The sequence below is a fragment of the Staphylococcus sp. HMSC062H10 genome (assembly GCF_001836945.1).
In the GTDB taxonomy this organism is placed as follows: Bacteria; Bacillota; Bacilli; order Staphylococcales; family Staphylococcaceae; genus Staphylococcus; species Staphylococcus aureus.
The window spans coordinates 112635-138803 of the sequence record NZ_KV830972.1 but is presented as its reverse complement, the minus strand read 5'-3'; the positions used below and the strand labels follow the sequence as shown (position 1 = coordinate 138803).

The 26169-nt window shown below is 32.8% G+C and carries 23 protein-coding genes and 1 pseudogene; 3 read left to right on the top strand and 21 right to left on the bottom strand.

The window, feature by feature from the left end; translation table 11 throughout:
- Position 1: 1 nt before the first annotated feature.
- Positions 2-376 carry an Asp23/Gls24 family envelope stress response protein gene (locus tag HMPREF2658_RS03345; protein ID WP_000171418.1) on the bottom strand — a complete coding sequence of 125 codons (375 nt, stop codon included), beginning with the start codon at positions 374-376 and terminating at the stop codon, positions 2-4.
- 442 nt (positions 377-818) lie between these two features.
- Here HMPREF2658_RS03345 and rpmB point away from each other — a divergent pair, with 442 nt between their 5' ends.
- Positions 819-1007 carry a 50S ribosomal protein L28 gene (rpmB, locus tag HMPREF2658_RS03340; protein WP_000517908.1) on the top strand — a complete coding sequence of 63 codons (189 nt, stop codon included), beginning with the start codon at positions 819-821 and terminating at the stop codon, positions 1005-1007.
- A gap of 380 nt (positions 1008-1387) precedes the next feature.
- On the opposite strand, the gene HMPREF2658_RS03335 is transcribed toward rpmB, so the two are convergent.
- The 9 genes from HMPREF2658_RS03335 to HMPREF2658_RS03295 all read right to left on the bottom strand — a co-directional run bounded on the left by HMPREF2658_RS03335 (position 1388) and on the right by HMPREF2658_RS03295 (position 10342).
- Positions 1388-2029, bottom strand: a complete 642-nt coding sequence (locus tag HMPREF2658_RS03335) for a thiamine diphosphokinase (protein ID WP_000547900.1) — start codon at positions 2027-2029, stop codon at positions 1388-1390.
- 6 nt (positions 2030-2035) lie between these two features.
- Positions 2036-2680: a ribulose-phosphate 3-epimerase gene (gene rpe, locus HMPREF2658_RS03330; protein ID WP_000164332.1), complete on the bottom strand. Its 645-nt coding sequence runs from the start codon at positions 2678-2680 to the stop codon at positions 2036-2038.
- Positions 2681-3556: a ribosome small subunit-dependent GTPase A gene (gene rsgA / locus HMPREF2658_RS03325; protein ID WP_000847921.1), complete on the bottom strand. Its 876-nt coding sequence runs from the start codon at positions 3554-3556 to the stop codon at positions 2681-2683.
- Positions 3557-3783: 227 nt separating this feature from the next.
- Complete coding sequence (pknB, locus tag HMPREF2658_RS03320; protein ID WP_000579546.1) at positions 3784-5778, bottom strand: serine/threonine protein kinase Stk1; 1995 nt, start codon at positions 5776-5778, stop codon at positions 3784-3786.
- Positions 5775-6518, bottom strand: a complete 744-nt coding sequence (locus HMPREF2658_RS03315) for a protein-serine/threonine phosphatase Stp1 (protein ID WP_000888494.1) — start codon at positions 6516-6518, stop codon at positions 5775-5777. The genes pknB and HMPREF2658_RS03315 overlap by 4 nt, the downstream gene beginning before the upstream one ends.
- A 6-nt stretch (positions 6519-6524) precedes the next feature.
- Positions 6525-7619: a dual-specificity RNA methyltransferase RlmN gene (gene rlmN / locus HMPREF2658_RS03310; protein ID WP_000626897.1), complete on the bottom strand. Its 1095-nt coding sequence runs from the start codon at positions 7617-7619 to the stop codon at positions 6525-6527.
- Between the two features lie 2 nt (positions 7620-7621).
- On the bottom strand, positions 7622-8929 hold the full coding sequence (rsmB, locus tag HMPREF2658_RS03305) for a 16S rRNA (cytosine(967)-C(5))-methyltransferase RsmB (RefSeq protein ID WP_000572243.1): 1308 nt from the start codon (positions 8927-8929) through the stop codon (positions 7622-7624).
- The gene (gene fmt / locus HMPREF2658_RS03300) at positions 8926-9861 is read right to left on the bottom strand and encodes a methionyl-tRNA formyltransferase (protein ID WP_000161292.1); all 936 of its coding nucleotides are present in this window, start codon (positions 9859-9861) and stop codon (positions 8926-8928) included. Before fmt ends, rsmB begins: the two co-directional genes overlap by 4 nt.
- Entirely contained in the window at positions 9854-10342 is a 489-nt protein-coding gene (locus HMPREF2658_RS03295) for a peptide deformylase (protein ID WP_000985294.1), read from the bottom strand. Before HMPREF2658_RS03295 ends, fmt begins: the two co-directional genes overlap by 8 nt.
- A gap of 298 nt (positions 10343-10640) precedes the next feature.
- On the opposite strand from HMPREF2658_RS03295, the gene HMPREF2658_RS03290 reads away from it, so the two are divergent.
- Positions 10641-10844 (top strand): TM2 domain-containing protein, encoded by a 204-nt coding sequence (locus HMPREF2658_RS03290; protein WP_001198024.1) that lies wholly within the window; start codon positions 10641-10643, stop codon positions 10842-10844.
- 137 nt (positions 10845-10981) lie between these two features.
- On the opposite strand, the pseudogene HMPREF2658_RS03285 reads toward HMPREF2658_RS03290, so the two are convergent.
- From HMPREF2658_RS03285 to gmk, 5 genes and pseudogenes are all read right to left on the bottom strand, one after another.
- A pseudogene (locus HMPREF2658_RS03285) lies at positions 10982-11954 on the bottom strand (hypothetical protein).
- A gap of 504 nt (positions 11955-12458) precedes the next feature.
- Positions 12459-14867: a primosomal protein N' gene (gene priA, locus HMPREF2658_RS03280; RefSeq protein ID WP_000560834.1), complete on the bottom strand. Its 2409-nt coding sequence runs from the start codon at positions 14865-14867 to the stop codon at positions 12459-12461.
- Entirely contained in the window at positions 14867-16066 is a 1200-nt protein-coding gene (gene coaBC / locus HMPREF2658_RS03275) for a bifunctional phosphopantothenoylcysteine decarboxylase/phosphopantothenate--cysteine ligase CoaBC (protein WP_000722167.1), read from the bottom strand. The genes priA and coaBC overlap by 1 nt, the downstream gene beginning before the upstream one ends.
- 215 nt (positions 16067-16281) lie before the next feature.
- Positions 16282-16500: a DNA-directed RNA polymerase subunit omega gene (rpoZ, locus tag HMPREF2658_RS03270; protein ID WP_000933956.1), complete on the bottom strand. Its 219-nt coding sequence runs from the start codon at positions 16498-16500 to the stop codon at positions 16282-16284.
- A complete protein-coding gene (gene gmk / locus HMPREF2658_RS03265; RefSeq protein WP_000368225.1) occupies positions 16500-17123 on the bottom strand; it encodes a guanylate kinase in 624 nt (207 codons plus the stop codon). Before gmk ends, rpoZ begins: the two co-directional genes overlap by 1 nt.
- A gap of 274 nt (positions 17124-17397) precedes the next feature.
- Between gmk and HMPREF2658_RS03260 the strand changes: the two genes are divergently transcribed.
- Positions 17398-19095, top strand: coding sequence for an Rqc2 family fibronectin-binding protein (locus tag HMPREF2658_RS03260; protein WP_000312773.1), 1698 nt, complete (start codon positions 17398-17400; stop codon positions 19093-19095).
- A 315-nt stretch (positions 19096-19410) separates the two neighbouring features.
- Here HMPREF2658_RS03260 and HMPREF2658_RS03255 read toward each other — a convergent pair whose 3' ends face one another.
- From HMPREF2658_RS03255 to HMPREF2658_RS03230, 6 genes are all read right to left on the bottom strand, one after another.
- Positions 19411-19812, bottom strand: a complete 402-nt coding sequence (locus HMPREF2658_RS03255; RefSeq protein WP_000354184.1) for a VOC family protein — start codon at positions 19810-19812, stop codon at positions 19411-19413.
- Positions 19813-20247: 435 nt separating this feature from the next.
- Positions 20248-20460, bottom strand: coding sequence for a hypothetical protein (locus HMPREF2658_RS03250; RefSeq protein WP_000998555.1), 213 nt, complete (start codon positions 20458-20460; stop codon positions 20248-20250).
- A gap of 29 nt (positions 20461-20489) precedes the next feature.
- Positions 20490-21101 carry an orotate phosphoribosyltransferase gene (gene pyrE / locus HMPREF2658_RS03245; RefSeq protein WP_001040247.1) on the bottom strand — a complete coding sequence of 204 codons (612 nt, stop codon included), beginning with the start codon at positions 21099-21101 and terminating at the stop codon, positions 20490-20492.
- Complete coding sequence (gene pyrF, locus HMPREF2658_RS03240) at positions 21101-21793, bottom strand: orotidine-5'-phosphate decarboxylase (protein WP_000654066.1); 693 nt, start codon at positions 21791-21793, stop codon at positions 21101-21103. The genes pyrE and pyrF overlap by 1 nt, the downstream gene beginning before the upstream one ends.
- A gap of 109 nt (positions 21794-21902) precedes the next feature.
- Positions 21903-25076: a carbamoyl-phosphate synthase large subunit gene (gene carB / locus HMPREF2658_RS03235; protein ID WP_001126255.1), complete on the bottom strand. Its 3174-nt coding sequence runs from the start codon at positions 25074-25076 to the stop codon at positions 21903-21905.
- A complete protein-coding gene (locus tag HMPREF2658_RS03230) occupies positions 25069-26169 on the bottom strand; it encodes a carbamoyl phosphate synthase small subunit (RefSeq protein ID WP_001190913.1) in 1101 nt (366 codons plus the stop codon). The genes carB and HMPREF2658_RS03230 overlap by 8 nt, the downstream gene beginning before the upstream one ends.

Genomic DNA, 26169 nt, shown 5'->3' with positions numbered 1-26169 from the left:
CCTAAGCTTTCTTGCCTGTATTATTCACACGTACACCCTGTACATATATATTGATTGAATTTACTGATACATTAAGTGATTTTTCCAAAGTATATTTCACTGTTGATTGTACATTATTGGCAACTTCAGATATTTTCACACCATAACTTACAATAATGTACATATCTATATCCACTACGCCATTATTTTCAGTTACTTTGATGCCTTTAGCATAATTTTCATGTCCTAGTATTTCCGCAATACCATCTCTAACTTGTTGTCTAGATGCCATACCTACAATACCATAACATTCAACGGCCTTTCCACCTACAACCGAAGCAATCACTTCGTTTGAAATATCAATTTTACCGTAATCATTTGAAATCTCTAATGTCATATCTTTGTCCCTCCTAAATTTCAAAGTTTATTATTCGTTTTCCCTAATCACTTTTAAAATTTTACCACTTAGTGTAGTCATAAACGCTTTAAGTTTCATTGTTTATTTTTATAAAATATCAATGGTACAACTTATCAGAATGACTTACGCTTAAATCACCTATTATATTTTGAGTAAACTGAATTTACACTCATGACGATTATCTATAGGCGTTTTCTTTTAATAGATGTAGTATCATTAAATAAAAAGTTTAAATGTTTCATTCACTTATTTCTCTAAAATATCATACTACATAACTTCACAGTCTACAATTATATCACAAAACTCAGTATTTTTGACTTTTATGTGAAAATTATTCATTGTTTTTCAAATGAAACTATGCTATCTTAGTTAAGTATATAAGTAGTTATGTGTATTTATATTTATTAAAGGAGGTACTCATATGGGTAAACAATGTTTCGTAACAGGTCGTAAAGCTTCGACTGGTAACAGACGTTCACACGCTTTAAACTCTACTAAACGTAGATGGAACGCTAACCTTCAAAAAGTTAGAATCCTAGTTGACGGTAAACCTAAAAAAGTTTGGGTTTCTGCACGTGCTTTAAAATCTGGTAAAGTAACTAGAGTTTAATAAATATATTGCACATAAAAAATGTGACCTTATGTGGAGGACGCATTTACTTAAGAACTAAGAGCTCAACCTCTTAGTTCTTTTTTTGTTACAAAACAATACATAATGGTTCATAGTGAAATTCGAAATATCAATATAATTTGGTTAAAACGTTTAATAATGGTTCTCTGTCAAATTGGACTTATGGGTTCAATATCGATTTTGGCACATAAACCAATGTACTAGGACCTACAATTTTCCTTTCAATAATAAATCACGCCATAATCTTCATTAATTACAGCGTGATTCATCTATTATAATGCTATAAATTCTATCTACAAACGTCACTTTATTAAATAACTTATGCACTTTATTAAAAATCTTCACAGACTTGAATATACTTAATTTAAATCTGTACTTCTAATTTGCAAAATCAACCCATCATGTACAATTACTTTCGCTTGCAAAGACTCAATTTCATTTGAAATAGTTAAAGTAGAACCTATATTAAGCATTTGTCTAGCTAAATTATATTTAAATCCTGCTAGAGAAAGTTCTACATCATCAGTCATCGGTATAAATGAAATGTACGGATAACTCTTATCTTTTTCAACTGTATGTTGACCTTTAGGCAATAATTCAATTTTATTTTGTTGATCGATAACTTCTATATGAACATCATGTTTATAATATGCTTTTTTCAATAATAACTGAATTGCCCCAAAAAAGTGATCTAATCGTCCGCCTGTTGCACCATAAATTGTAATACTATCAAATCCAAGTGCAACAGCTTTATCAACCGCTAAAGCTAAATCCGTATCAGCTTTTTCAGCTTGAACAGGTTTGATTTGTAACTGTTCTGTTAGAAGTTGGCATTCTTCTTTACTGACTGAATCAAAGTCCCCTACTGAGAAAAAAGGGATAATTTGATGCTTCAATAAAATCAAAGCACCTCTATCAACGCCTCCCCATTTACCTTCATTACTTTTGGCCCAAATATCTTGCGGCAAGTGTCGATCAGAACATAATAAATTTATATGCATATACACTCAACCTTTCAATGCTTGTGTGACTTTTTTATAATCCTCTTGTTTAAAGAAAAATGAACCCGTTACTAGCATTGTAGCACCATTTTCAACACAAACTTTCGCTGTATCGGTATTTACGCCTCCATCAACTTCAATATCAAAGTTTAATTGACGTTCCATTTTAATAGCATTAAGACCCGCTATTTTTTCTACGCATTGATCAATAAATGATTGACCACCAAACCCTGGGTTAACTGTCATCACTAGTACATAATCAACAATGTCTAAAATAGGTTCAATTTGTGATATTGGTGTACCAGGATTAATTACTACACCAGCTTTTTTATCTAAATGTTTAATCATTTGAATAGCACGATGGATATGAGGCGTTGATTCGACATGAATTGAAATCATATCGGCACCATGTTCTGCAAATGATGCAATATACTTTTCTGGATTTTCAATCATCAAATGTACGTCTATAGGTAATGTTGTGCCTTTTCTTACGGCATCTAATATTGGTAAACCAATAGATATATTAGGCACAAATTGACCATCCATAACATCAAAATGAACCCCGTCGACACCTGCTTCTTCAAGTCGTTTTAATTCATGTTGTAAATCCAAAAAATCAACAGATAATAATGATGGATATAGTTTTGTCATTTAATATCTAACCTTTCTATTTGAAATTTCATTAAATAGTTGTAAATAATGGTCGTATCTAAATTGCGCAATATTCCCTATCTCTAATTGATGCTTAACATTACAATTAGGTTCTTTGATATGATTACAATTTCTAAACTTACATGTTTCACCATATCGATTTAATTCAAGAAAATAATCTTTTATTTCATCTTTATCTATATGATCAAAATCTAAAGCACTGAATCCAGGTGTGTCTGCAATATAACCGTTTTGACGTTCGAATAGTTCGACATGTCTTGTAGTATGCTTTCCTCGATTTAATGATTTTGATATATCATTTGTCTCAAGATTAAGTTCTGGACGATAATGATTTAAGAAAGTAGACTTACCGACACCTGATTGACCACTAAGTACTATAAGTCCTGCTGGCCAAGCTTCTACAATTTTTTTTCGATCATCATCATTCCCAATAAATTCAGTCTCATAGCCAATATTTTCATATATTTTCAACAACTCATTAATTTCGAGCTGCTTTTCAATTGGTGTTTTATCTTTTTTAGTCACCAAAACTCTCGCATTTAACTGATACGAATGTGCAATAACTAAAAATCGATCTAATAATTGCGTTGAAAAATTTGGCTCGACAGCACTCATTACAATTACTAGTGTATCTATATTACTTACAGGTGGTCTTTTCAACTCATTTTTCCGCTCACACACTTGATGAATATAGCCTTCGTTAATGTTTTGTACATCAAATTCCACTATATCTCCAACTACCGGTGAAAATTTTTTCTTTCTAAATAATCCTCGTGGTTTTGTATTGAAACGTTCGCCATTAACGTCTACTTGATATACCCCACTAATTGATTTCACTATTCGACCTGTCTTCAAAATGGCACCTCTCGATTAATTTTACTGCATTTATTATATCAAAGACTGGAAAATTAATATATAAATGATCATTTCAAATGATATAAATATTGTGAGAGTGAAACAGAATTGATAGACAATACTCATCTGTATATGATGACATGAAGCATTTTAAAACCACCGCAATCTCAACATAAAAATACCGAGACTTCCAAATAGAAACCTCGGTACATTTACTTCAATTATATTTAAATATCATCATAACTGACTTCTTTTTCAGCTACAGTTTTACCGTCAACTTTAACAATATAACTTGCTGTTTTTCCTTTTTCAATTCTTAAAGGAATGTCTATACGTTGATCACTAGTAATGTCGAAACTACCTTTTTCAGTTGAACCGTCATTATCTTTATCTTTAATATAAACTTTAACTTTTTGTGACTTATCATTTTTACCAGTGTATGGTACATCTACCGATTCAGTTGTCGTTTTGACATCTGATGAGTCGCTTTTTTTACCTTTAGAAACAACAAATGAAATCGTTGACCCCTCATCTACTGATTTCCCTTTAGGAGATTGAGAAATTACATCACCCTCATCAATATCGTCACTATACTCTTCTTTACTTTCAACTTTAAATCCTTTTTCTTCTAAGGCTTTTTTAGCTTTGCTAAAGGATTTATGTTCAAAGTCTTCTACATAAACTTGCTTAATGCCTAAAGATTCATATAGTTTAATATTAGAATCATGAATAGCGATTTCAGTATTTGCGGTTACACTTTGATTTGCAATGTATCCTTTTGGTGCTTGATTATTATATACTTTTTCAATCGTAACATCTTTAAGACCTAACGATTTTAATTTCTGCAAGGCTTCCTCCTTAGGTAAACCAATGACATTTGGCATTTTAACCTTTTCAGGGCCTTTTGATATAACAACATCAACGCTGTCACCACGTTCAACACGTTCACCTGTATTAGGAGTTGTCTTAATAATTTCATTTTCAGGATATTTATCACTATAACTTCTAGAAATTTTACCCAATTTCAGGTTATTTTTATTGAATATTTGCTCTGCTTCTTTTACAGTTTTCCCGATTACATCAGGTGTCTCTTCGTATTTATTACCAAACATTGCCATTGCCACAAAAGAAACAAGTGCAATCATTAACAACGAAAAGATTAGTGATAAGAGCACAATCTTTCGTGTTGATTTCTTTTTAGGTGTTGGTTCGTACACCGTACCTTCTGGCTTTTGGAATTGCTGATGATGAGCAGGCCCATTTACAATAGGTACTTGCGTCGTTTCACGTTTAGGTTGATTCGACTTATGTTCACTAATATGCTTTGCTAGATCTTCTTTTTTCAAAGGTACCGCTATCGTTTTCATTTTATCGAGTTCATAGACATCTTCATTCGCTCGATTTTCATGTAAAACACTACTCAAATCATCTTTCATTTCTTGAATTGTTTTGTAACGATTCGCTTTGTCTTTTTCTGTAGCACGTAAAATGACATTACTTAAAGATTGCGGAATATCCTTACGTACATCTGTTGTCACATTTGGCACAGAATCCTGAATATGTTTAATCGCAATGCTAACTGCAGTTTCTCCATTAAATGGTGGTTCACCAACAAGCATTTCATATAACACAATACCTATAGAATAAATATCTGTACATTCATCCGTTGCCTCACCTTTTGCTTGTTCTGGTGAAAAGTACTGCACAGTACCTAACACATGATTAGTCTGAGTTAAAGACGTCTCACTTAAAGCTTTAGCAATTCCAAAATCAAATATTTTCAGCGTTTTATTGCTGTCAATTAATATATTTTGCGGCTTAATATCTCTATGTACAATACGCATATCATGCGCATGTTTAATGCCATCCAATATTTGATTCGTAAAATTAATCGCTGTGTCAATACTTAATGGCCCATGACTTTCAATGTACTCAGACAAAGTCGGACCTTCAATATATTCCATTACTAAGTAGTAACAGTCATCTTCTTCATCAACATCGATCATACTTACTATATTTTGATGTGATAGCTGTGATGAGTTATGTACTTCTCGTTCAAAACGTTTTAATGTTTCTTCTTTTTCTCTAGGTGGTATAAAAATCGCCTTAATTGCAACTTTAATGTTAAGTATCGTATCTTCTGCAAGATAAACAGTACTCATGCCACCGCCGCCAAGCTTATCTACAATTTTATATCGTTCATTTATTATTTTTCCTATCATACTTTATCACCTTCAATAGCCGCGAGTATGAAAGTAACGTTATCTTTCGAATGGTTATCTAATGCCAATTGCATTAATTGATCCCCATGATCTTCTATTGTACCTTCTTTTACTAACAAACGCTTAATTTCATTGTCTTTAACATAATCAGTTAATCCATCTGAATTTAATAATAAATAATCATAAAAATTTAATCGTTTAATAAACAAATCTGGACTCACACGTTTATCTGTGCCCATCACCTTCGTAATAATATTACGTTGTGGATGTGTAAAAGCTTCTTCCGGCGTAATTTGACCCGTTAAAACAAGATGATTAACAAATGAGTGATCACTAGTAATTTGTTCAATTTGTCGACTATTAATAACATAGGCTCTAGAATCACCGACATTTGCTATCACAACTGATTTTTCAAAAACAAGTGCACAAACACATGTTGTACCCATACCTTTATATTCTGCATTTTCTTGTGCATAGTGATATAACTGAAAATTTATATCTTTTATATTATTACGCAACCAATTTTCAGCTTGATGTTGTTCTATAAGATTTTCCGCTTCAAAACGGGATTTCAACTCATCTGTAACAAATTTACTTGCAACTTCTCCTGCTTTATGGCCGCCCATACCATCACACAGAACTAAAAGTTGTTGATTAGTTTGATTATAAAAAATACCACCCGCATCTTCATTCTTATCTCTATGTTGTCCAGTATCAGTAAAAAATTGTGCCTCTAGCATTTGTCTTTACCTCGTTTCTACTTGTCGTTCCTTTGCTCTTAATTGACCACAAGCTGCGTCAATATCTGAACCTTGTTCACGACGTATTGTGGCATTAATTCCTAGTCTCTTTAATTCTTTTTCAAATTTAAAGATATCATTTTTAGCCGTTTTTACATAATTTCTTTCTGGAACATGGTTGACAGGAATTAAGTTAACATGGCAGTTTAAGCCTTTTATTAAATGTGCTAATTCTCTTGCATGTTCTAGTTGGTCATTCACACCACCAAACAGACCATATTCAAAAGTAACACGACGATTTGTTTTTTCTTGATAATATTGAATTGCTTCGATTAACTTCTCAACATTATATGCACGGTTAATTGGCATCAAGCGTGATCGCACTTCATCTTTTGCGGCGTGTAAGCTTACAGCAAAATTAATTTGAATATCTTCATCCGCAAAGTCATATATTCTAGGAATGATACCTGATGTTGATACTGTAATGTGACGTGCACCAATATTTAAACTGTTATCATCATTGACGATTCTTAAGAAGTCCATCATTTCATCATAATTTTCAAATGGTTCACCGATACCCATTATGACAATTTGAGATACGCGCTCTTCTGTAGCATCAAGGGCTTTTTGAACTGTTAAAACTTGTGAAACAATTTCGCCAGCTTCAAGGTTTCTTTTTAAGCCGCCAAGTGTAGAAGCACAAAACGTACATCCGATACGACAACCTACTTGTGTCGTTACACATACTGAATTTCCATAATCATGTCTCATTAAAACAGTTTCAATTGTATAGCCATCTTGTAATTCAAATAAGAATTTAATTGTACCGTCTTTACTTTCTTGTTTTACTACAGTTGTTAAAGTTGTAACAGTAAAGTTATCTTTTAAAAGCTGTCGTAAGTCTTTCGATAAGTTCGTCATTTCATCAATCGAATCTACTCTTTTTTGATATAACCATTCAAAAATCTGTTTCGCTCGAAATTTTTGTTGACCTTGTTCAACGAGCCAGTTTTGCATTTCGTCAAATCGCAATGAATATATTGATTGCTTGTCAAAATTTGGAAGAAATTTATTCTTCTTTTTCTTTTCAGCAGTTATCATTCCTAATTGTCCTTTCTTTTTATCTTAGTGATAAAGAATCCATCTGAATTAAAGTCTTGCGGCATGATTTGTAACGTTTTGACCAACTCTCCAGTTATCGGATGTTGAAACGGTTCAAATTCGAAGTTTTTATTATTTTTCAAAAACGTATAAATCACGTTTTCATTTTCTAGTTGCTCTATTGTACATGTTGAATAGACGATTTCGCCACCTATTTTTACATTGTTTTTTACATTTTCCAATATTTCAAGCTGTAAATCAACTAGTGACTCAATATGTTGTTTGCTTTGAGTATATTTAATCTCTGGCTTGTGTCTCATAACACCTAATCCGCTACATGGTGCATCAACAAGTATCTTATCGTATGTTTTATCATAAGGTTTTGTCGCATCATGTTGAAAAGCTTTAATATTTGTTAATCGTAATTTTTTTATATTAAAATTAATTAAGTCTATTTTGTGATCATGTATATCTGAAGCGTCAACTTGCCCTTCTGGCATTAAAACTTCAGCAATGTGACAAGCCTTACCGCCAGGTGCACTACATGCATCTAATACGTGATCATGTCGGTCTACATTCATAATGTGTGCAACAAACATTGAGCTTTTATCTTGAATTGAAACGAATCCATCTTTAAATGAACGAGAATGAATAATTGGTTGTCCTCCTATATGGAGACAATAAGGTAAGTCATGATCTTTTTCAACGTCATAACCTTCGTCTTGCAACTTTTCAATAATATCATCTAATGATGCTCGCGTCAGGTTGGCACGCACAGTTGTTGATGTCGTTTCTAAAAATGACTGTAAAATTGTTTCAGTTCCTTCGAGACCATAATGTGTTGCCCAATGATCTATAATCCACTTCGGCATACTATACTCGATTGCCATTCTTTTTTTAGGATCTGCAATTTTATTAAAATCAGGTAAGTCACTACGCATCATTGTTCGTAAAATGCCATTTACGACATTTCCGTTGTGATAGCCACCTCGTTCTTTTGCTATTTCAACTGCTTCATTAATGATGGCGTGATTTGGAACTTTATCTAAATAAACATATTGATAAATACTCATCCATAATAATTGCCTAACCCATGCCTTAATCTTTGTTTTCACAAAAGGCTTTAAATAAAAATCTAACGTATATTTTCTTTTAACGGTTCCGTAGACAATTTCTGTAAATAAAGCTTTATCCATTGCATTTAATTCATTTTCTGACAACACTTCATTGATACGCAAGTTACTATACGCACCTTCATTTAATATATCTTGAATCGTGTCAAAAGCAAGACTTCTCACGTTTTCTATCATATAAGTTTCTTCCCTACTAGTGTGTTTTGCGCACCACTTAAATAATTGGCAGCTAACATTCTCTTTTTCCCAGCCAATTGCATATCTTTAATTGCAACAGCTTCATTATTATTTGTAGCAACAATAATGGCTTTTTTAGTCGTTTCTATAATTGTTCCAGGCTCGTTTATCTTATTAGTCTCAACGAGCTCAGCATCGTATATTTTCAAGTTAGTGTCATCCATAGTTGTATAAGCAACTGGCCACGGTGATAATCCTCGAATTTGATTAAACACTTGTCTTCCTGGTTTATTCCAGCTAATTCGCTCATCTTCGCGTCGAATATTGGAAGCAAATGTTGCTTGCGTATCATCTTGAGGTACACTTTCATTTGTGCCCTCTATAATAGATGGTAAAGTTTCTTTTAATAAATCTGCTCCTAATACGCTTAATTTATCATGCATCGTACCGACATTATCATTTTCTTCTATTTTAATTGCTTGTTGCGAAATAATATTACCCGCATCTAATTTTTTAACCATATACATAATTGTTATGCCGGTTTCTTGTTCACCATCGATAATCGCCTGATGAATTGGTGCACCACCTCTATACTTCGGTAACAATGATGCATGTACATTAATTGCGCCAAGTTTTGGTAATGCCAACAATGATTCAGGTAATAATTGTCCAAAAGCAGCAGTTACAATTAAATCTACATCTAATTGAAGCAATTGTTCTAATTCTTCTGATCCACTTAATTTTTCAGGCTGATATACAGGTAAATCATATTTCATTGCAACTTTTTTAACTGGTGGTGGTGTCATAACACGTTTACGTCCAACAGGTCGATCTGGTTGTGTTACGACTGCAATGACATCATGTTCTGCAATAAGCATTTCTAAAACAGTTGTTGAAAAGTCTGGTGTACCCATAAATATTATTTTAGTCATTTATAAAATATGCCTCCACTTCTTTATCTGTTAAAATACGGTCCGCACGTTCTGTAAAAGGGATACCGTTCATTTGATCTATAATATGCAAAATCATTCTTGCTACATCTTCATGTGCAGTTAGTTCAACTTTGTTCCCATTGACGTCATAACTTTCGACAACGATCATTTTACTTCTTGTCACTTCGCCGTAAACATCTGGCAATGTAATTGAACCTTCTAAGTCTGTTATCGTTTCATTTGATTGACTAATAATTTTCGGATTAACAAGTTGTAATAATCCTTCCATTTCCATATCAATGATTGCCACTTGCAATGACTGATTAATTTGAGGTGCACATAAGCCAGCAGCTTCTTGTGCATACATTGTATCTTCTAAATCTTGTAATAATCTTTTTAACGAATCATCAAATTTTACAACTGCTTGCGCTTTTTTCGTTAAAATAGGATGCGATGCTGGTACTAACTTTTTAATCGCCATAGCTCTTACTCCTCAATAAAATTCATCAAACCATTATAACGTAAATATATTAAAAATGCGACCTTACATCATAGAATGTATATTTTTCAATTTAAAGATTGTCATGTGATTCATTACGTATATTTCACACGTAAAATAATACAATGCAACTGAAATGAAATCCTAAATTTATTGTAAGGATTGAAAAACTGAAATTTAGATGATTGGGAATGCTTAAACTAGAATGTTTGAACTAAAAGTGGGTATAATAAAAAGAGAAGCTAATGTCATTATAAGCAATTCAACTGGAGGGAAAGAAATGCAAGTAAACAAAGTTATTTATATTTTATTAGCATTGTTCTTAGGTAGTTTTGGTATTCATAAATTTTATGCCGGCAAGAATATGCAAGGTATTCTACACTTAATATTCTGTTGGACAGGTATCCCACACATTTTAGCAATTATTAGTGCAGTGATTACTGTTTTCAAACCTGCTGATGAACAAGGTAATGTCACTTTATAAATTGATAAAAATAAATCCCGATGACAATCATTTATTATTTGCGAATCATAGAGTTATAGTTATTACGAACTCTATATGATAAGCAGCAATGCTGATTGTTTATCGGGATTATTATTTCGATTATTTAATGTAGTACACTATTTATTAAGGTCCAATGAACGACTCGCTAATTTCTCTTTCATTTCTTTTGAAAGATTATTTAAAACAGAGTAATGCGCGTTCCCAAAATCTCTAGATGCATTTAAGTATGGCAAGGCAACTAATCCAATTATATGCGGATCTGGATGCTCTTTATCATGGTATAGCTGTGGTGAAACAGTTAAATAAGCTAGTTGTGGCATATCAACTTGTTCTTTCTCTGGATTAGTATCTTTATGATTCCCTCCCTTTGTTACGAAAGATACACTTGTAACTGGGACGCTTGATATTTCCATTTGAGCAACACTATATGGTACTGGTTTAGGATCTTTCAGATTAGAGAACATACTTAAATCATCAAGTTCTTCAACTTTATCTAGATTTACCGCATTCTTATTTGAATATGAATATGATCCAGGTTCAACTGATGCATAAATCAACTTTCCATCTTTATATTTCGTTAAAATTTCAGCATAAAAAACAGGTGTGTCTGAACCACCAATTTTTTTACCACTTTTATCTACATACCAATAGTTAACTTGTTTCAAACCATCATAAGTAGTAACTTCTTTACGTTTTACACCTTTTTTATTTTTAAAAAACTTATCAACATCTTCCATTGAAGCACCTTTAGACTCTTTTGTAAAATTATAATCTGCTAACTTCACTTGATTCATTAAAGACTTATAATCTTTCCACCCTTGCATACCTGTGCTATTCATAAATGTCTTTTCGGTTATAAATGGTTCTATCTTTTCTAAAACAGGTACTGCTTTAACTTTCGCTATTTTTTCCTTATTTTTTTTTATAGTGTGCAACTTTTGGGTCCTCCTCTTCTTCCGATTCTTTTTTTACAGTTTCTTGTTTTGATTCTTCTGATTTCTTTGATGATAATTTATGATTCCCACCAAAAGAACAACCTGCTACGACTAAAAGCATAATTAAAAGTAAACATCCCAGTGTCTTTTTCATAAACTTTCTCCTCTTAAGTTATTTTTTTGAATCAAATAAACATACATAAATTTAAAAAACTTATTTATATTGATATTTTACATTAACCATCAATATTTTTAAATACTTTAATTGATAATTTAAGAAAATTGTTTTGTCTAATAATTTAAGTAGTTAAAACATAGATAGATATAAAATAGTTTATAGCCATTAATTTATAAGTGTAAAATTTGCACTATTTCAATTTGGCATTTAAAAATAGTTTGCTTAATCATTAGTACTTTTGTTTATCATTAAGTATGGCACTTACATTAAAATCAGAATTCGTAAATGAAAATACTAATAAATTCCTAATCAAATCAAAATCACGTAAGTTATAAAGCCATATAAAAAGACAGAATATAAACTGCTAATTTAAATGGTTAACAGTTGTATATTCTGCCCTTTTTCTGTACTTAAAGTAAATATTCAAACACTGGTTCAAATACTCGTACATACTGAACTTGTTTCTAATAATTAGTAATGTTACATCATCATCTGTGGATCAATATCAATCTTCAATGCTAATTTTTCTTTTATAAATTTTTCATGGTAATAGTCATCTAAAAATTGAATGGCTTGTAATAATCCAGGTTCACTTTTATATTTCACTAAAATTTGGAATCTAAATTCATTGTTGATTCTCGCAAGTGCTGCCGGAGATGGACCTAGTACAAGCGCTTTTTCCGTTAAATGCTGTAATAAAATTTTATGAACATGCTGTGATGCTTCCATAACCTTCTTCATTTCTTTATGTGAGATTGTGAAATTAATCAAATAATAATACGGTGGATACTTTCCTAATTTACGATATTCCATTTCCTGACGATAAAATGTTAAATAATCATTTTTTTGAACATCCAATATTGAATAATGATCTGGGTTATACGTTTGAATGATGACTTGACCTGCCTTTTCATGACGACCAGCTCTACCAGCCACTTGCGTTAATAGTTGATAAGTACGTTCACTCGCCCGAAAATCAGGTAAATTTAACATTGTATCTGCATTCAGCACACCAACTAAAGTAATATTTGGATAATCTAATCCTTTCGCAATCATCTGAGTACCTAGTAAAATGTCACCGTTACCTTTTTCGAATTCAGTCAATAACTTTTCATGTGCACCTTTCTTTGAGGTTGTATCTACATCCATCCTAATTATGCGCGCATCTTCAAATTCTTGCTGCAATAGTTCTTCAACTTTTTGTGTTCCTGTACCTACTTGTCGAATGTGTTCACTCTCACAATTTGGACATTGATTCGGTGGCGTCTCTTGGTAACCACAATAGTGACATTTTAATAAGTCTGTCGTTTTATGATACGTTAATGAAATATCACAGTTTGGGCATTGCGGTACATAACCACAATCCCGACATAACATAAATGATGCATAACCACGTCGATTTAAAAATAAAACAACTTGTTCCTGTCGATCTAATCTTAATTGTATGGCTTCACGTAAATCTTTTGAAAACATTGACCGATTACCTTCACTCAATTCTTCACGCATATCTACTATATCAATTTCAGGTAAAGCTTGTTGGTTCACTCTGTTTGGTAATGATAGCAAATGATAAACACCTTTTTCAGCTCGAGCATAACTTTCAAGACATGGTGTTGCACTTCCTAAAATGACTGGGCAGTGATGATATTCACTTCGCCATTGGGCAATTTCTCTAGCGTGATATCTCGGATAATCTTCTTGCTTATATGTAGATTCATGTTCTTCATCAATAATGATTAAACCTAAATTTTTGAAAGGTGCGAACACACTTGACCTTGCACCAACACTTACTCTCGCACGACCATCCCTAATTTTTTGCCACTCATCATAACGTTCCCCATTAGATAAGCCAGAATGTAATACAGCAACGTCATCACCAAATCGACGTTTGAAGCGTAAAACCATTTGCGGTGTTAGAGCGATTTCAGGAACTAACATCATGGCCTGTTTTCCTTGGCTTAAAACATCTTCTATCGTTTGTAAATATACTTCTGTTTTACCTGAACCCGTCACACCATGAAGTAAAAATGTTTCTTGCTCTTGGCTTACAATTTTAGCTTTAATCGCTTCATATGCTTTAAATTGGTCTTCTGTTAATTGCTGTTTTGATTCTTGTTCGAAAACACGATCTTTAAATGGGTCTCTTTCAACAACCGCGTCATATTTTTCAACATAACCTTTTTTGATAAGTCCATCTAAACTGGATTTTGAAAAGCCCATATCCTCAATATCAGTTAAAAATATTGTTTTATGTTGTTCTTCAGACAAGTAAGCATACAAATCGTATTGTTTAATAACTTTCTCCAATTTAGCTAATACTTCATCAGGATGATACCCTTCAATGACACGAACAGCACGCTTAGTTTTTTTAGTTATATTTTGTGTGAGAATCGTTTTTTCTTCAACGATATCATCTTTTAACAACTTCATAAGCAATTGAATATCATTATTTTTTTGGGCATCTTTATAATAATAGTAACCATGCTTATCAAATTTTTGTAATAAAGCTGAAGGTACCTCTATCTCATCTTTCATCTTAAATGCTTTTTTATACTTCGCTTTAATAGCACTCGGAAGCATCACTTCTAACATAGAAATACGTTTAATGATATGAGTTGAACCCATCCACTCACTTAAAGCTATTAATTCTGATGTTAATTCTGGTTGTATATCTTTCACTTCTATGATTTTTTTTAACTTCGAAACGTCAAGTTGTGCATCAGGTTCTGCTGTTACTTCCATTACATAACCTTGAATCGTTCTTGGTCCAAAAGGTACAATTACACGCACACCAGGTTGGATGACAGATTCGAGTTGTTCAGGAATTATATAATCAAATTTATAGTCAACGCTCTTCGACGCGACATCGACTATGACTTTCGCTATCATTATTGCCACCTAGTTTCTAGTTCATCTAAAATTTGTGCAGCTAATACTACTTTTTTTCCTTTCTTGATATTTACTTTTTCATTATTTTTAAAATGCATTGTCAATTCATTATCATCAGAACTAAATCCGATAGACATATCCCCAACATTATTTGAAATAATCACATCTGCATTTTTCTTGCGTAATTTTTGTTGTGCATAATTTTCAATATCTTCAGTCTCTGCTGCAAAGCCTATTAAATACTGTGATGTTTTATGTTCACCTAAATATTTAAGAATGTCTTTAGTACGTTTAAAAGATACTGACAAATCACCATCCTGCTTTTTCATCTTATGTTCTAATACATCAACCGGTGTATAGTCAGATACGGCTGCTGCTTTTACAACAATATCTTGTTCATCAAATCGGCTAGTCACTTGTTCAAACATTTCTTCAGCACTTTGAACATGAATAACTTCAATATCTTTTGGATCCTCTAGTGTTGTAGGACCAGTAACTAATGTCACGATAGCTCCTCGATTTCGCAATGCTTCAGCTATTGCATAACCCATTTTTCCAGAAGAACGATTGGATACAAATCTGACTGGATCGATAACTTCAATAGTTGGTCCGGCTGTAACCAATGCGCGTTTATCTTGAAATGAACTATTAGCTAAACGATTACTATTTTGAAAATGAGCATCAATAACAGAAACGATTTGAAGCGGTTCTTCCATACGTCCTTTAGCAACATAACCACATGCTAGAAATCCGCTTCCTGGTTCGATAAAATGATACCCATCTTCTTTTAAAATATTAATATTTTGCTGCGTACGTTTATTTTCATACATATGCACATTCATAGCAGGCGCAATAAATTTCGGTGTCTCTGTTGCTAGCAACGTTGATGTCACCAAATCATCAGCAATACCTACACTCAATTTTGCAATTGTATTTGCCGTTGCAGGTGCAACAATGATTGCATCTGCCCAATCACCTAATGCAATATGCTGTATTTCTGAAGGATTTTCTTCTATAAAAGTATCTGTATAAACAGCATTTCGACTTATTGCTTGAAATGCTAATGGTGTCACAAATTTTTGTGCGTGATTCGTTAACATAACGCGAACTTCATACCCAGATTGTGTTAACTTACTTGTCAAATCAATCGCTTTATATGCCGCAATGCCACCTGTAACGGCTAACAATATTTTCTTCATATTCAATCTCCCTTAAATATCACTATGACATTTACGCTTTACATCATCATATGCGCACAAATGCTCATTACTTTTTTATAGATACAAATTTAGTATTATTATAACATCAATCATTGGATAAACTAAAAAAACACACCTACATAGGTGCGTTTGATTTGGATATGCCTTGACGTATTTGATATACGTCTTGCTTCACATATTTTTAATGGTCGAAACTATTCTTTACCATAATAATCGCTTGAAATAACAGGGCGAATTTTACCGTCAGCAATTTCTTCTAACGCTCTACCAACTGGTTTAAATGAATGATATTCACTTAATAATTCAGTTTCAGGTTGTTCATCAATTTCACGCGCTCTTTTCGCTGCAGTTGTTGCAATTAAATACTTTGATTTAATTTGTGACGTTAATTGGTTTAATGGTGGATTTAACATTATTTTTTAGCCTCCAAAATCATTTTTCTATACTTAGCTTCTACGCGCTCTCTTTTTAAGTGCTCAGCTTCTACAATACATTGAATTCTATTCTTCGCAAGTTCTACTTCATCATTAACTACAACGTAATCGTATAAATTCATCATTTCAACTTCTTTACGTGCTTCGTTAATACGACTTTGTATTTTCTCATCAGATTCTGTTCCTCTACCTACTAATCGCTCTCTCAAGTGATCTAAACTTGGAGGTGCTAAGAAAATAAATAACGCATCTGGAAATTTCTTTCTAACTTGCTTTGCACCTTCTACTTCAATTTCTAAAAATACATCATGACCTTCGTCCATTGTATCTTTAACATATTGAACTGGTGTACCATAATAGTTGCCTACATATTCAGCATATTCTATAAATTGGTCATCTTTAATTAAAGCTTCAAACGCATCCCTAGTTTTAAAAAAGTAATCTACGCCATCAACTTCACCTTCACGCATTTGACGTGTTGTCATTGAAATAGAATACTTATATGATGTACTTGGATCTTCAAATATTCGTTTTCTAACAGTACCTTTACCTACTCCAGATGGTCCTGATAAAACGATTAACAATCCTTTTTCATTATCCATGCCTTACGACCTCTCTAAGCTAATCTTCTATTATTTAAATATGATATCACATTGTTCTTTATATTGTATAGCATATTTGAAATTGCATGCCATAATTTCTATTAGGTCTAACAATATCGTTATATTGCACGATTAATTTTAATTAAATAAATTGAATTGCGAACTTTTAGATAATGTAAAATGCGTGGCATAATGTATGATTCAATAACTATACCGAAAAGTTACAATCATGTTAAAATGAAACGAATGATATGAAGAAGGTGGAAGATAAATTATGGCTTATGATGGCTTATTTACAAAGAAAATGGTTGAGTCTCTACAATTTTTAACAACAGGACGCGTTCACAAAATCAATCAACCTGATAATGACACGATACTAATGGTTGTACGTCAAAATAGACAAAACCATCAGTTGTTATTGTCAATCCATCCAAACTTTTCAAGATTACAATTGACTACTAAAAAATATGATAATCCATTTAATCCACCCATGTTTGCGCGTGTTTTTAGAAAACACTTAGAAGGTGGTATTATCGAATCGATTAAGCAAATTGGTAATGATCGTCGCATTGAAATCGATATAAAGAGTAAAGATGAAATTGGCGATACTATTTACCGCACTGTCATCCTTGAGATTATGGGTAAACATAGTAACTTAATTTTAGTAGATGAAAATCGCAAAATAATTGAAGGATTTAAACACTTAACACCAAATACGAATCACTATCGTACAGTAATGCCAGGTTTTAATTATGAAGCACCACCTACTCAGCACAAAATGAATCCGTATGATATTACAGGTGCAGAGGTGTTGAAATATATCGATTTTAACGCAGGTAATATTGCTAAACAATTATTGAATCAGTTTGAAGGATTTAGCCCTTTAATTACGAATGAAATCGTTAATCGTCGTCAATTTATGACTTCATCAACATTACCAGAAGCATTCGATGAAGTAATGGCAGAAACCAAGTTACCACCTACTCCTATTTTTCATAAAAATCATGAAACAGGTAAAGAGGATTTCTATTTTATAAAGTTAAATCAATTTAATGATGATACAGTTACGTACGATTCATTAAATGATTTACTTGATCGTTTTTATGATGCGCGTGGCGAACGTGAACGCGTTAAACAACGTGCGAATGATTTAGTTCGATTTGTTCAACAGCAGTTGCACAAATATCAAAATAAATTAGCGAAGTTGATTGAAGAATATGAGCAGTCTAAAAATAAAGATACTGAACAGTTATATGGTGAATTGATCACTGCTAATATATATCGAATTAAGCAAGGTGATAAAGAAGTGACAGCATTGAATTATTATACGAATGAAGAAGTTGTCATTCCTTTAAATCCTACAAAATCCCCATCAGCAAATGCTCAATATTATTATAAACAATATAATCGTATGAAAACGAGAGAACGTGAATTACAACATCAAATTCAATTGACGAAAGACAATATAGATTATTTTTCAACAATCGAACAACAATTACATCATATTTCTGTCCATGACATTGATGAAATTAGAGATGAATTAGCAGAACAAGGCTTTATGAAACAGCGTAAAAATCAAACTAAGAAAAAGAAAGAGCAGATTCAATTACAACATTATGTATCAACTGATGGCGACGATATATATGTTGGCAAGAATAACAAGCAAAATGATTATTTAACAAATAAAAAAGCTAAAAAAACGCACACATGGTTACACACAAAAGATATTCCTGGTTCACATGTCGTTATATTTAATGATGCACCAAGTGATACGACAATCAAGGAAGCGGCTATGTTAGCAGGATATTTTTCAAAAGCTGGTAATTCTGGACAAATACCTGTTGATTACACGTTAATTAAAAATGTGCATAAACCATCAGGTGCAAAGCCTGGGTTTGTAACATATGACAATCAAAAAACTTTGTATGCTACACCTGATTATGAACATATTCAAAAAATGAAACAATCATAATCAAGTTGTCGACAAATAAACACCTCACCATAAGAAAGGACTACTTTCTTTTGCGAGGTGTTTATTTTTAATTTAATGCGTTCATTGAAACGAAGTATCGTGTTTTTTAATAACGTATCATCATTTAAGTTACAAATTATCTTTGTGATTTTAAAAATGAGTGAAACTAAAATGATAAAGAACTACTAATCATTTATTATGTAGTGGTTCTTTATCATCAACCACAGATAATGTGTACTTTAAATAGGAATACATAGGTAAAACGCATGCATAAGAAGAAGTGTTTCTTTATCATTCAACGCTGTGCGAATCCTATTACTCAGGTAATGCTAATTGAAAACTTACTCCAAACTTATCTTGAACCCAAGCAAACTCTCTGTATGGTGGCATATTCGTTTTTGGCATTAAAATGGCACCTTCATCTTTTAATCCATTAAATAGTCGTTCCATTTCAATAGTATCTTTTACTGTAACAAATAATGAAATCGCAGGATTCATTGGTAATTCTGTACCACTATTAGCATCAATCGCCATGAATACTTGTCCATTTAATGTAAATATTGAGTGTTGTACAGTCCCAGGATCACCAGGTCCATTTTCACCATACTTAGCCATTGTTATAATCTCACTATCTTCAAATAAGCTTGTGTATAGTTTAACAGCTTCTTCAGCTTGGTTATTAAACATTAAAAATGTCGTAATTTTTGGAATATCCATGCTACGCCTCCTATAGATTGAACTTCTATAACTACTATTATCTTAACATAATTAAAATGACAAAAGCGCGTCGTACCGTTATGTGCGCGAATGACAAACGTCTTATTGGCTATTGATTAAATCACATAGTTAACGATAAAAATTACGCAAGATTAAAAATATGATACATATGTTAATAAATGATACTTATCATTGGTATTAATGTTTTGACTTATTGTCAAATTTGATTACAATTAAAATTAAGTTAAAGGAGGGACGTTATGTTACATTATGTGATTCCAGTATTAGTCCTATTACTCGTATTCTTAATTGGTTGGATTTTAATAAAGTTAATTATCCGCTAATAAATTTTTTATATAATAAAAGCTATAGTGTTTGTAATATTCGGATGCGGTTAAGCAGCCCCTGATATTAAACACTATAGCTTTTTTGTTTTTAAATTTGTCCTTGCTTACGTAATATATCCTTTACATGTTTAAATAAATCATCATTATGATCTATAGTTGTTTTATTTTTTATATGTTTTTGCTTCGTTGAATTTTCGTCGACATCGTGACTACTAGATAGATTGGAATCATTTGAATGATTGATAAATTCGTTACAATGTTTTATCTTCCCATATAAATCATTAGATGTTTTGTCATTCATTTGTTGAATTCCTCCTTCTAGTGTCTATATTATGCTAAGTTGTCTCTCCATTCAACTAATGTTTGGATATCTTCACTAGAAATTTCACCTTCATTTTCAGCTACTTCAATTAATTCATTGTAATCACTTAAAGTGTAAAAAGGTAGTTGAATATTGCTAAATGTATCATCTGCTTTTTTCAAACCGTAAGTAAAGATAGCTACAACACCTAATACTTCTGCACCTGCTTGTTTTAAAGCTTCAACTGCTGTGACTGAAGATCCCCCTGTCGAAATTAAATCTTCTATCACAACTACTTTTTTACCTTCGCTTTTAGCACCTTCAATTTGATTTTGCTTACCATGACTCTTATTTGATGAACGAACATAATTCATTGGTAATTTTAATTTTTCAGCAATAAAAGCTGCATGTGGAATACCAGCTGTTGCAGTACCAGAAATAACTTCTACTTCAGGAAAGTGTTCTTTAATTAAGTTAATTAAACCATCACGGATTGCGCCTCGAACTAAAGGATAACCTAACGTAACACGGTTATCACAGTAAATCGGTGATTTAATACCTGAACTCCATGTATATAAATCATTTGGTGATAATGTTACAGCTTCAATATCTAATAATGATTTTGCAATTTCTTTAGCCATTATACTAACCAACTTTCTTTAATTTTATGATAACTTTCGACTGGATTGGCACTTTGTGTAATCGGTCTACCAACTACAATATGCGTCGAACCAAGCTGTCTTGCTTCTTCCGGTGTCGTAATACGGTGTTGGTCATCTTGAGATGCACCTTTAGGTCTAATGCCTGGAGTTACTTTTAAAAATGATGTACCTAACTTTTCAGTCAACATACGACTTTCAAGAGGTGAACAAACTACGCCATCTAAACCAGCTGCATTTGCTAACTTGGCATAATTTAAAACGGCCTCTTCAATCGATGTTTGTATATTTTGTTCGTGTCGTAACATGTCTTCTGTTGTTGACGTAAGCTGTGTTACTGCAATAATTTTTGTATGTTGATTATGTTTTCTTAATCCTTTAATGGCCTCAGACATCATTTTTACGCCACCAGCAGCATGAACATTTACCAGATCAACATTCAATTTAGCTAGTCCTTCCATCGCCTTACCAACTGTATTAGGAATATCATGCAGTTTTAAATCTAAAAATACATCATGGCCTCTTTCTTTTATCTCATTAATTAATTGAGGACCTTCTTGGTAAAATAGTTCCATACCTACTTTTACGAATAATGATTCATCAAATAAATCTAAAAATTGATTTACTTTTTCTTTTGATTCAAAATCTAATGCAATAATTGGTAAATCTTTCATCATATATGTCTCCCTTTACGTTAAGAAATTCATTAAAATAATGAGGCTGTAATATAAACTTCTTTAAGTAAATGGTTAATTACAGCCTCACCGATACAGTTTGATTGATTTACATTTGACGCATTGTAAATGTCATACTTTCAATTACATTCGTTAAGGCATTAGCTGTATCTAAAGATGTCAAACATGGAATACCATTTTCAACTGTAGTACGTCTAATTTGGAAGCCATCTCTTTCTACTTCTTTACCTTTAGTCATTGTATTTATAACGATTTGAACATCACCATTTTGAATACGTGTTAATAAATCATTTTCGCCACCAATTTTGCCTACTACTTCTGCAGGTATGTCATACTCAGCTAATTTATTAGCTGTTCCAGACGTTGCTAAAATTTTATAGCCAACTTCATTTAAGCGTTGGGCCAATTTAACAACTTCCTCTTTATCTTTGTCACTGACGGTCATTAATACTGTACCGTGATCTTTAACTTCAACACCACTACCTGTTAACCCTTTGAATAACGCCTTTTCTAATGTAGTATCTTTCCCCATTACTTCACCTGTAGACTTCATTTCAGGTCCTAAAGTAATATCAACATTTTTCAATTTATTAAAACTAAATACCGGTGCTTTCACAAATACACCCTCAGCATATGGTTGAACCCCTTCTTGATAACCCATATCTGTCAGTTTTTCACCAATAATTGCTCGCATTGCCAATTGTGCCATTGGAATATCAGTAATTTTACTTAAGAATGGTACCGTTCTACTAGAACGTGGATTTACTTCTAAAACATACACACCATCGTGAGCTATAACGAATTGAATGTTGATTAATCCAATGATGTTTAAACCTTTAGCTAATTTTATAGTATAGTCCTCAAGTGTTGCTAACTCGTCTTCTGTCAAAGTTTGTGGCGGATATACAGCGATTGAGTCACCACTATGAACACCAGCACGTTCAATATGTTCCATGATTCCTGGAATAATGACCGTTTCTCCATCACAAATCGCATCAACTTCAATTTCTTTACCAGTTAAATATCTATCGACTAGTACCGGATGTTCCGGACTCGCTTTTACAGCCTGGGTCATATAGTTTTCTAACTCTTTGTCATTGTCTACAATTTCCATTGCGCGACCACCTAATACATAAGAAGGTCTGACTACAACCGGATATCCGATTTCTGCAGCATTTGCTAATGCTTCCTCAGGTGATGTAGCTGTTTTCCCTTGTGGCTGTGGCACGTTAATTTTTCTTAATAGTGCTTCAAATTCTTTTCTATCTTCAGCACGATTTAGATTTTCTAGTGAAGTACCAAGTATTTTAACTCCATGTTTAGCCAATTTGTCTGCTAAATTAATCGCTGTTTGTCCTCCAAATTGTACAACGACACCTTTAGGTTTTTCTAAATTAATGATATTCATCACATCTTCTTCAGTTAAAGGTTCAAAGTATAATTTGTCAGAAATTGAGAAGTCTGTTGATACTGTTTCTGGATTGTTATTCACAATTATCGCTTCGTACCCTGCTTTTTGAATTGCCCAAACGGCGTGAACTGTCGCATAGTCAAATTCTACACCTTGGCCGATTCGAATCGGTCCAGAGCCTAATACTAAGATTTTTTCTTTGTCAGTAATTATGGATTCATTTTCAGTTTCGTATGTACCATAATAATATGGTGTTGAAGATTCAAATTCAGCTGCGCAAGTATCAACCATCTTGTAAACAGGTTTAATATCATTTTCCATACGCAATTGATATACTTCTTCTTCCGTCATATTAAAGCGATGCGCTATTGTTTTATCACTAAATCCATAATCTTTTGCATATTTAAGATATTCTAAATCACCTTGATGCTCTTTTAATTGATGCTCAATATCAATAATGTTTTGGAACTTGTGTAAGAAGAAGTAATCTATCTGAGTCATATTATGAATTTCTTCTAATGTTGTGCCTCTTCTAATTGCTTCGCCGATGAAAAATAATCGTTCATCATCTTGGTGTGAAATACGTTCTTTAATATAATCCAGATCGAAGCTTTCACCATTTGGTAATCCTAAGTGATGCACACCATACTCAAGTGATCGAATTGCTTTTAACAATGATTCTTCGTAAGTTCGACCAATGGCCATAACTTCACCTGTTGCTTTCATTTGTGTGCCAAGCTCTCGTTCTCCTTTTTCAAATTTATCAAAAGGAAATCTTGGTATTTTTGAAATCACATAGTCTAAAGTTGGTTCGAACGCTGCATAAGATGTTCCTGTAATTGGATTTAACATTTCATCTAATGTTAGACCAACCGCGATTTTAGCAGCTAATTTTGCAATAGGATATCCTGTTGCTTTTGAAGCTAACGCTGATGAACGTGATACACGCGGATTTACTTCTATAATATAATAATCGAATGAATGCGGATCTAATGCTAATTGAACATTACAACCACCTTCGATACCTAAAGCTCGAATAACTTTTAATGAAACATCACGTAACATTTGATACTCAACATCTGATAATGTTTGGCTAGGAGCCACAACAATTGAATCACCTGTATGAATACCAACTGGATCAATATTTTCCATGTTACATACAACGATGGCATTATCGTTTTTATCACGCATTACTTCGTATTCGATTTCTTTAAAACCTGCGATAGATTTTTCTAATAAACATTGCGTTGCTGGACTATAATGAAGACCATTTGAGACGATTTCATGTAATTCTTCATCATTATGACAAATACCGCCTCCGGTACCACCCATCGTAAATGCTGGTCTAACAATTAGCGGGTATCCCACTTGCTCTTTGAATTTAAAGGCTTGCTCTACTGTATTTACAATGTCACTCTCTGGTACAGGAACGTTTAAATCATTCATTAATGTTCTAAACATTTCACGGTCTTCTGCTTGTTGAATTGATGTTAGCTCAGTTCCTAATAATTGGACGTTATTATCTTGAAGCACACCACTTTCGTGTAGTTGAATCGCCATGTTTAAACCTGTTTGACCACCTAAAGTTGGAAGTAAAGCGTCAGGTTGCTCTTTACGTATAATTCGCGCTATAAAATCATGAGTTAACGGTTCGATATATACTTTATCCGCAATTTCCTTATCAGTCATGATTGTCGCTGGATTTGAATTTACAAGAATAACTCGGTATCCCTCTTCTTTTAAAGCTAGACATGCTTGTGTTCCAGCATAATCAAATTCAGCTGCTTGACCTATGATAATTGGCCCAGACCCTATTACTAAAATTGTTTTGATATCATTACGTTTAGGCATTGATATGACGCTCCTTTTCCTTAAAATTAGTCATCATTGCTACAAAATCATCAAATAGATAGTTTGAATCTGACGGTCCTGGATTTGCTTCAGGATGGTATTGAACAGAAAATGCTGGTAATGTTTTATGTTTTAAACCTTCTACAGTACCATCATTTAATGCAAGATGAGTAACTTCTAAATCAGTACTTTTTAACGAATCTATATCTATTGCATATCCATGGTTTTGACTCGTAATATCAACTTTTCCAGTCTCTAAATTTTTAACTGGATGGTTCGCACCACGATGACCAAACTTCATTTTAAATGAGCTTGCTCCTTGAGATAATGCAAAAAGTTGATGTCCTAGACAGATACCAAAGAACGGAATTTTCCCTAAAATTCCTTGAATCATTGGAATCGCACATTCTACAACTTCAGGATTACCTGGTCCATTTGATAGCATAACACCATCTGGAGCCATTGCTAAAATTTCTTCGGCAGTAGTTGTATATGGTACAACCGTGACGTTACAACCTCTGACGTTTAATTCTCGAACAATATTTTGCTTCTTACCAAAGTCTACAAGTACGACACTTAGATCCTTACCTGTCGAAACATACGGTGTTTTAGTCGAAACGATTTCTACTTCGTTTTTAGGTAATTCTACTTGTTGTAAATGTTTGACAAGTTGATCAATATCTTCTTTTCGATCAGTAAAACCAGCTTTTAACACACCGTGTTGTCGAATTTTACGCGTAATACTTCTTGTATCTACACCTGCAATCCCTGGAATTTGATGCAATTCTAAAACGTCATGAAGTGTCTTTTGTTGTCTAAAATTACTTGGATGCGCACTCGCTTCTTTCACTACAATACCGTTTAATGTAGGTACTAATGATTCAAAATCGTCTCTATTGATACCATAATTACCGATTAATGGATACGTAAAAGTAATGATCTGACCTGTATATGATGGATCTGAAATAGTTTCTTGATAACCTGTCATCGCTGTATTAAATACAATTTCTCCTACAGTTAAGTTATCAGATCCTAAACGGTAGCCTTCGTAAAAAGAACCGTCTTCTAACACTAGATAACGTTTGCTTTGCAT

Coding starts and splice junctions, on each gene's coding strand:
- rsmB (WP_000572243.1), bottom strand. CDS start 8,929: ATGATAGAAAACGTGAGAAGTCTTGCTTTTGACACGATTCAAGATATA.
- HMPREF2658_RS03230 (WP_001190913.1), bottom strand. CDS start 26,169: ATGCAAAGCAAACGTTATCTAGTGTTAGAAGACGGTTCTTTTTACGAA.
- HMPREF2658_RS03255 (WP_000354184.1), bottom strand. CDS start 19,812: ATGGATATTCCAAAAATTACGACATTTTTAATGTTTAATAACCAAGCT.
- fmt (WP_000161292.1), bottom strand. CDS start 9,861: ATGACTAAAATAATATTTATGGGTACACCAGACTTTTCAACAACTGTT.
- HMPREF2658_RS03345 (WP_000171418.1), bottom strand. CDS start 376: ATGACATTAGAGATTTCAAATGATTACGGTAAAATTGATATTTCAAAC.
- HMPREF2658_RS03290 (WP_001198024.1), top strand. CDS start 10,641: ATGCAAGTAAACAAAGTTATTTATATTTTATTAGCATTGTTCTTAGGT.
- rpe (WP_000164332.1), bottom strand. CDS start 2,680: ATGACAAAACTATATCCATCATTATTATCTGTTGATTTTTTGGATTTA.
- HMPREF2658_RS03295 (WP_000985294.1), bottom strand. CDS start 10,342: ATGGCGATTAAAAAGTTAGTACCAGCATCGCATCCTATTTTAACGAAA.
- HMPREF2658_RS03335 (WP_000547900.1), bottom strand. CDS start 2,029: ATGCATATAAATTTATTATGTTCTGATCGACACTTGCCGCAAGATATT.
- carB (WP_001126255.1), bottom strand. CDS start 25,076: ATGCCTAAACGTAATGATATCAAAACAATTTTAGTAATAGGGTCTGGG.
- priA (WP_000560834.1), bottom strand. CDS start 14,867: ATGATAGCGAAAGTCATAGTCGATGTCGCGTCGAAGAGCGTTGACTAT.
- HMPREF2658_RS03250 (WP_000998555.1), bottom strand. CDS start 20,460: ATGAATGACAAAACATCTAATGATTTATATGGGAAGATAAAACATTGT.
- pyrF (WP_000654066.1), bottom strand. CDS start 21,793: ATGAAAGATTTACCAATTATTGCATTAGATTTTGAATCAAAAGAAAAA.
- pyrE (WP_001040247.1), bottom strand. CDS start 21,101: ATGGCTAAAGAAATTGCAAAATCATTATTAGATATTGAAGCTGTAACA.
- HMPREF2658_RS03315 (WP_000888494.1), bottom strand. CDS start 6,518: ATGCTAGAGGCACAATTTTTTACTGATACTGGACAACATAGAGATAAG.
- HMPREF2658_RS03260 (WP_000312773.1), top strand. CDS start 17,398: ATGGCTTATGATGGCTTATTTACAAAGAAAATGGTTGAGTCTCTACAA.
- rpoZ (WP_000933956.1), bottom strand. CDS start 16,500: ATGTTAAATCCACCATTAAACCAATTAACGTCACAAATTAAATCAAAG.
- coaBC (WP_000722167.1), bottom strand. CDS start 16,066: ATGAAGAAAATATTGTTAGCCGTTACAGGTGGCATTGCGGCATATAAA.
- rpmB (WP_000517908.1), top strand. CDS start 819: ATGGGTAAACAATGTTTCGTAACAGGTCGTAAAGCTTCGACTGGTAAC.
- gmk (WP_000368225.1), bottom strand. CDS start 17,123: ATGGATAATGAAAAAGGATTGTTAATCGTTTTATCAGGACCATCTGGA.
- pknB (WP_000579546.1), bottom strand. CDS start 5,778: ATGATAGGAAAAATAATAAATGAACGATATAAAATTGTAGATAAGCTT.
- rlmN (WP_000626897.1), bottom strand. CDS start 7,619: ATGATAACTGCTGAAAAGAAAAAGAAGAATAAATTTCTTCCAAATTTT.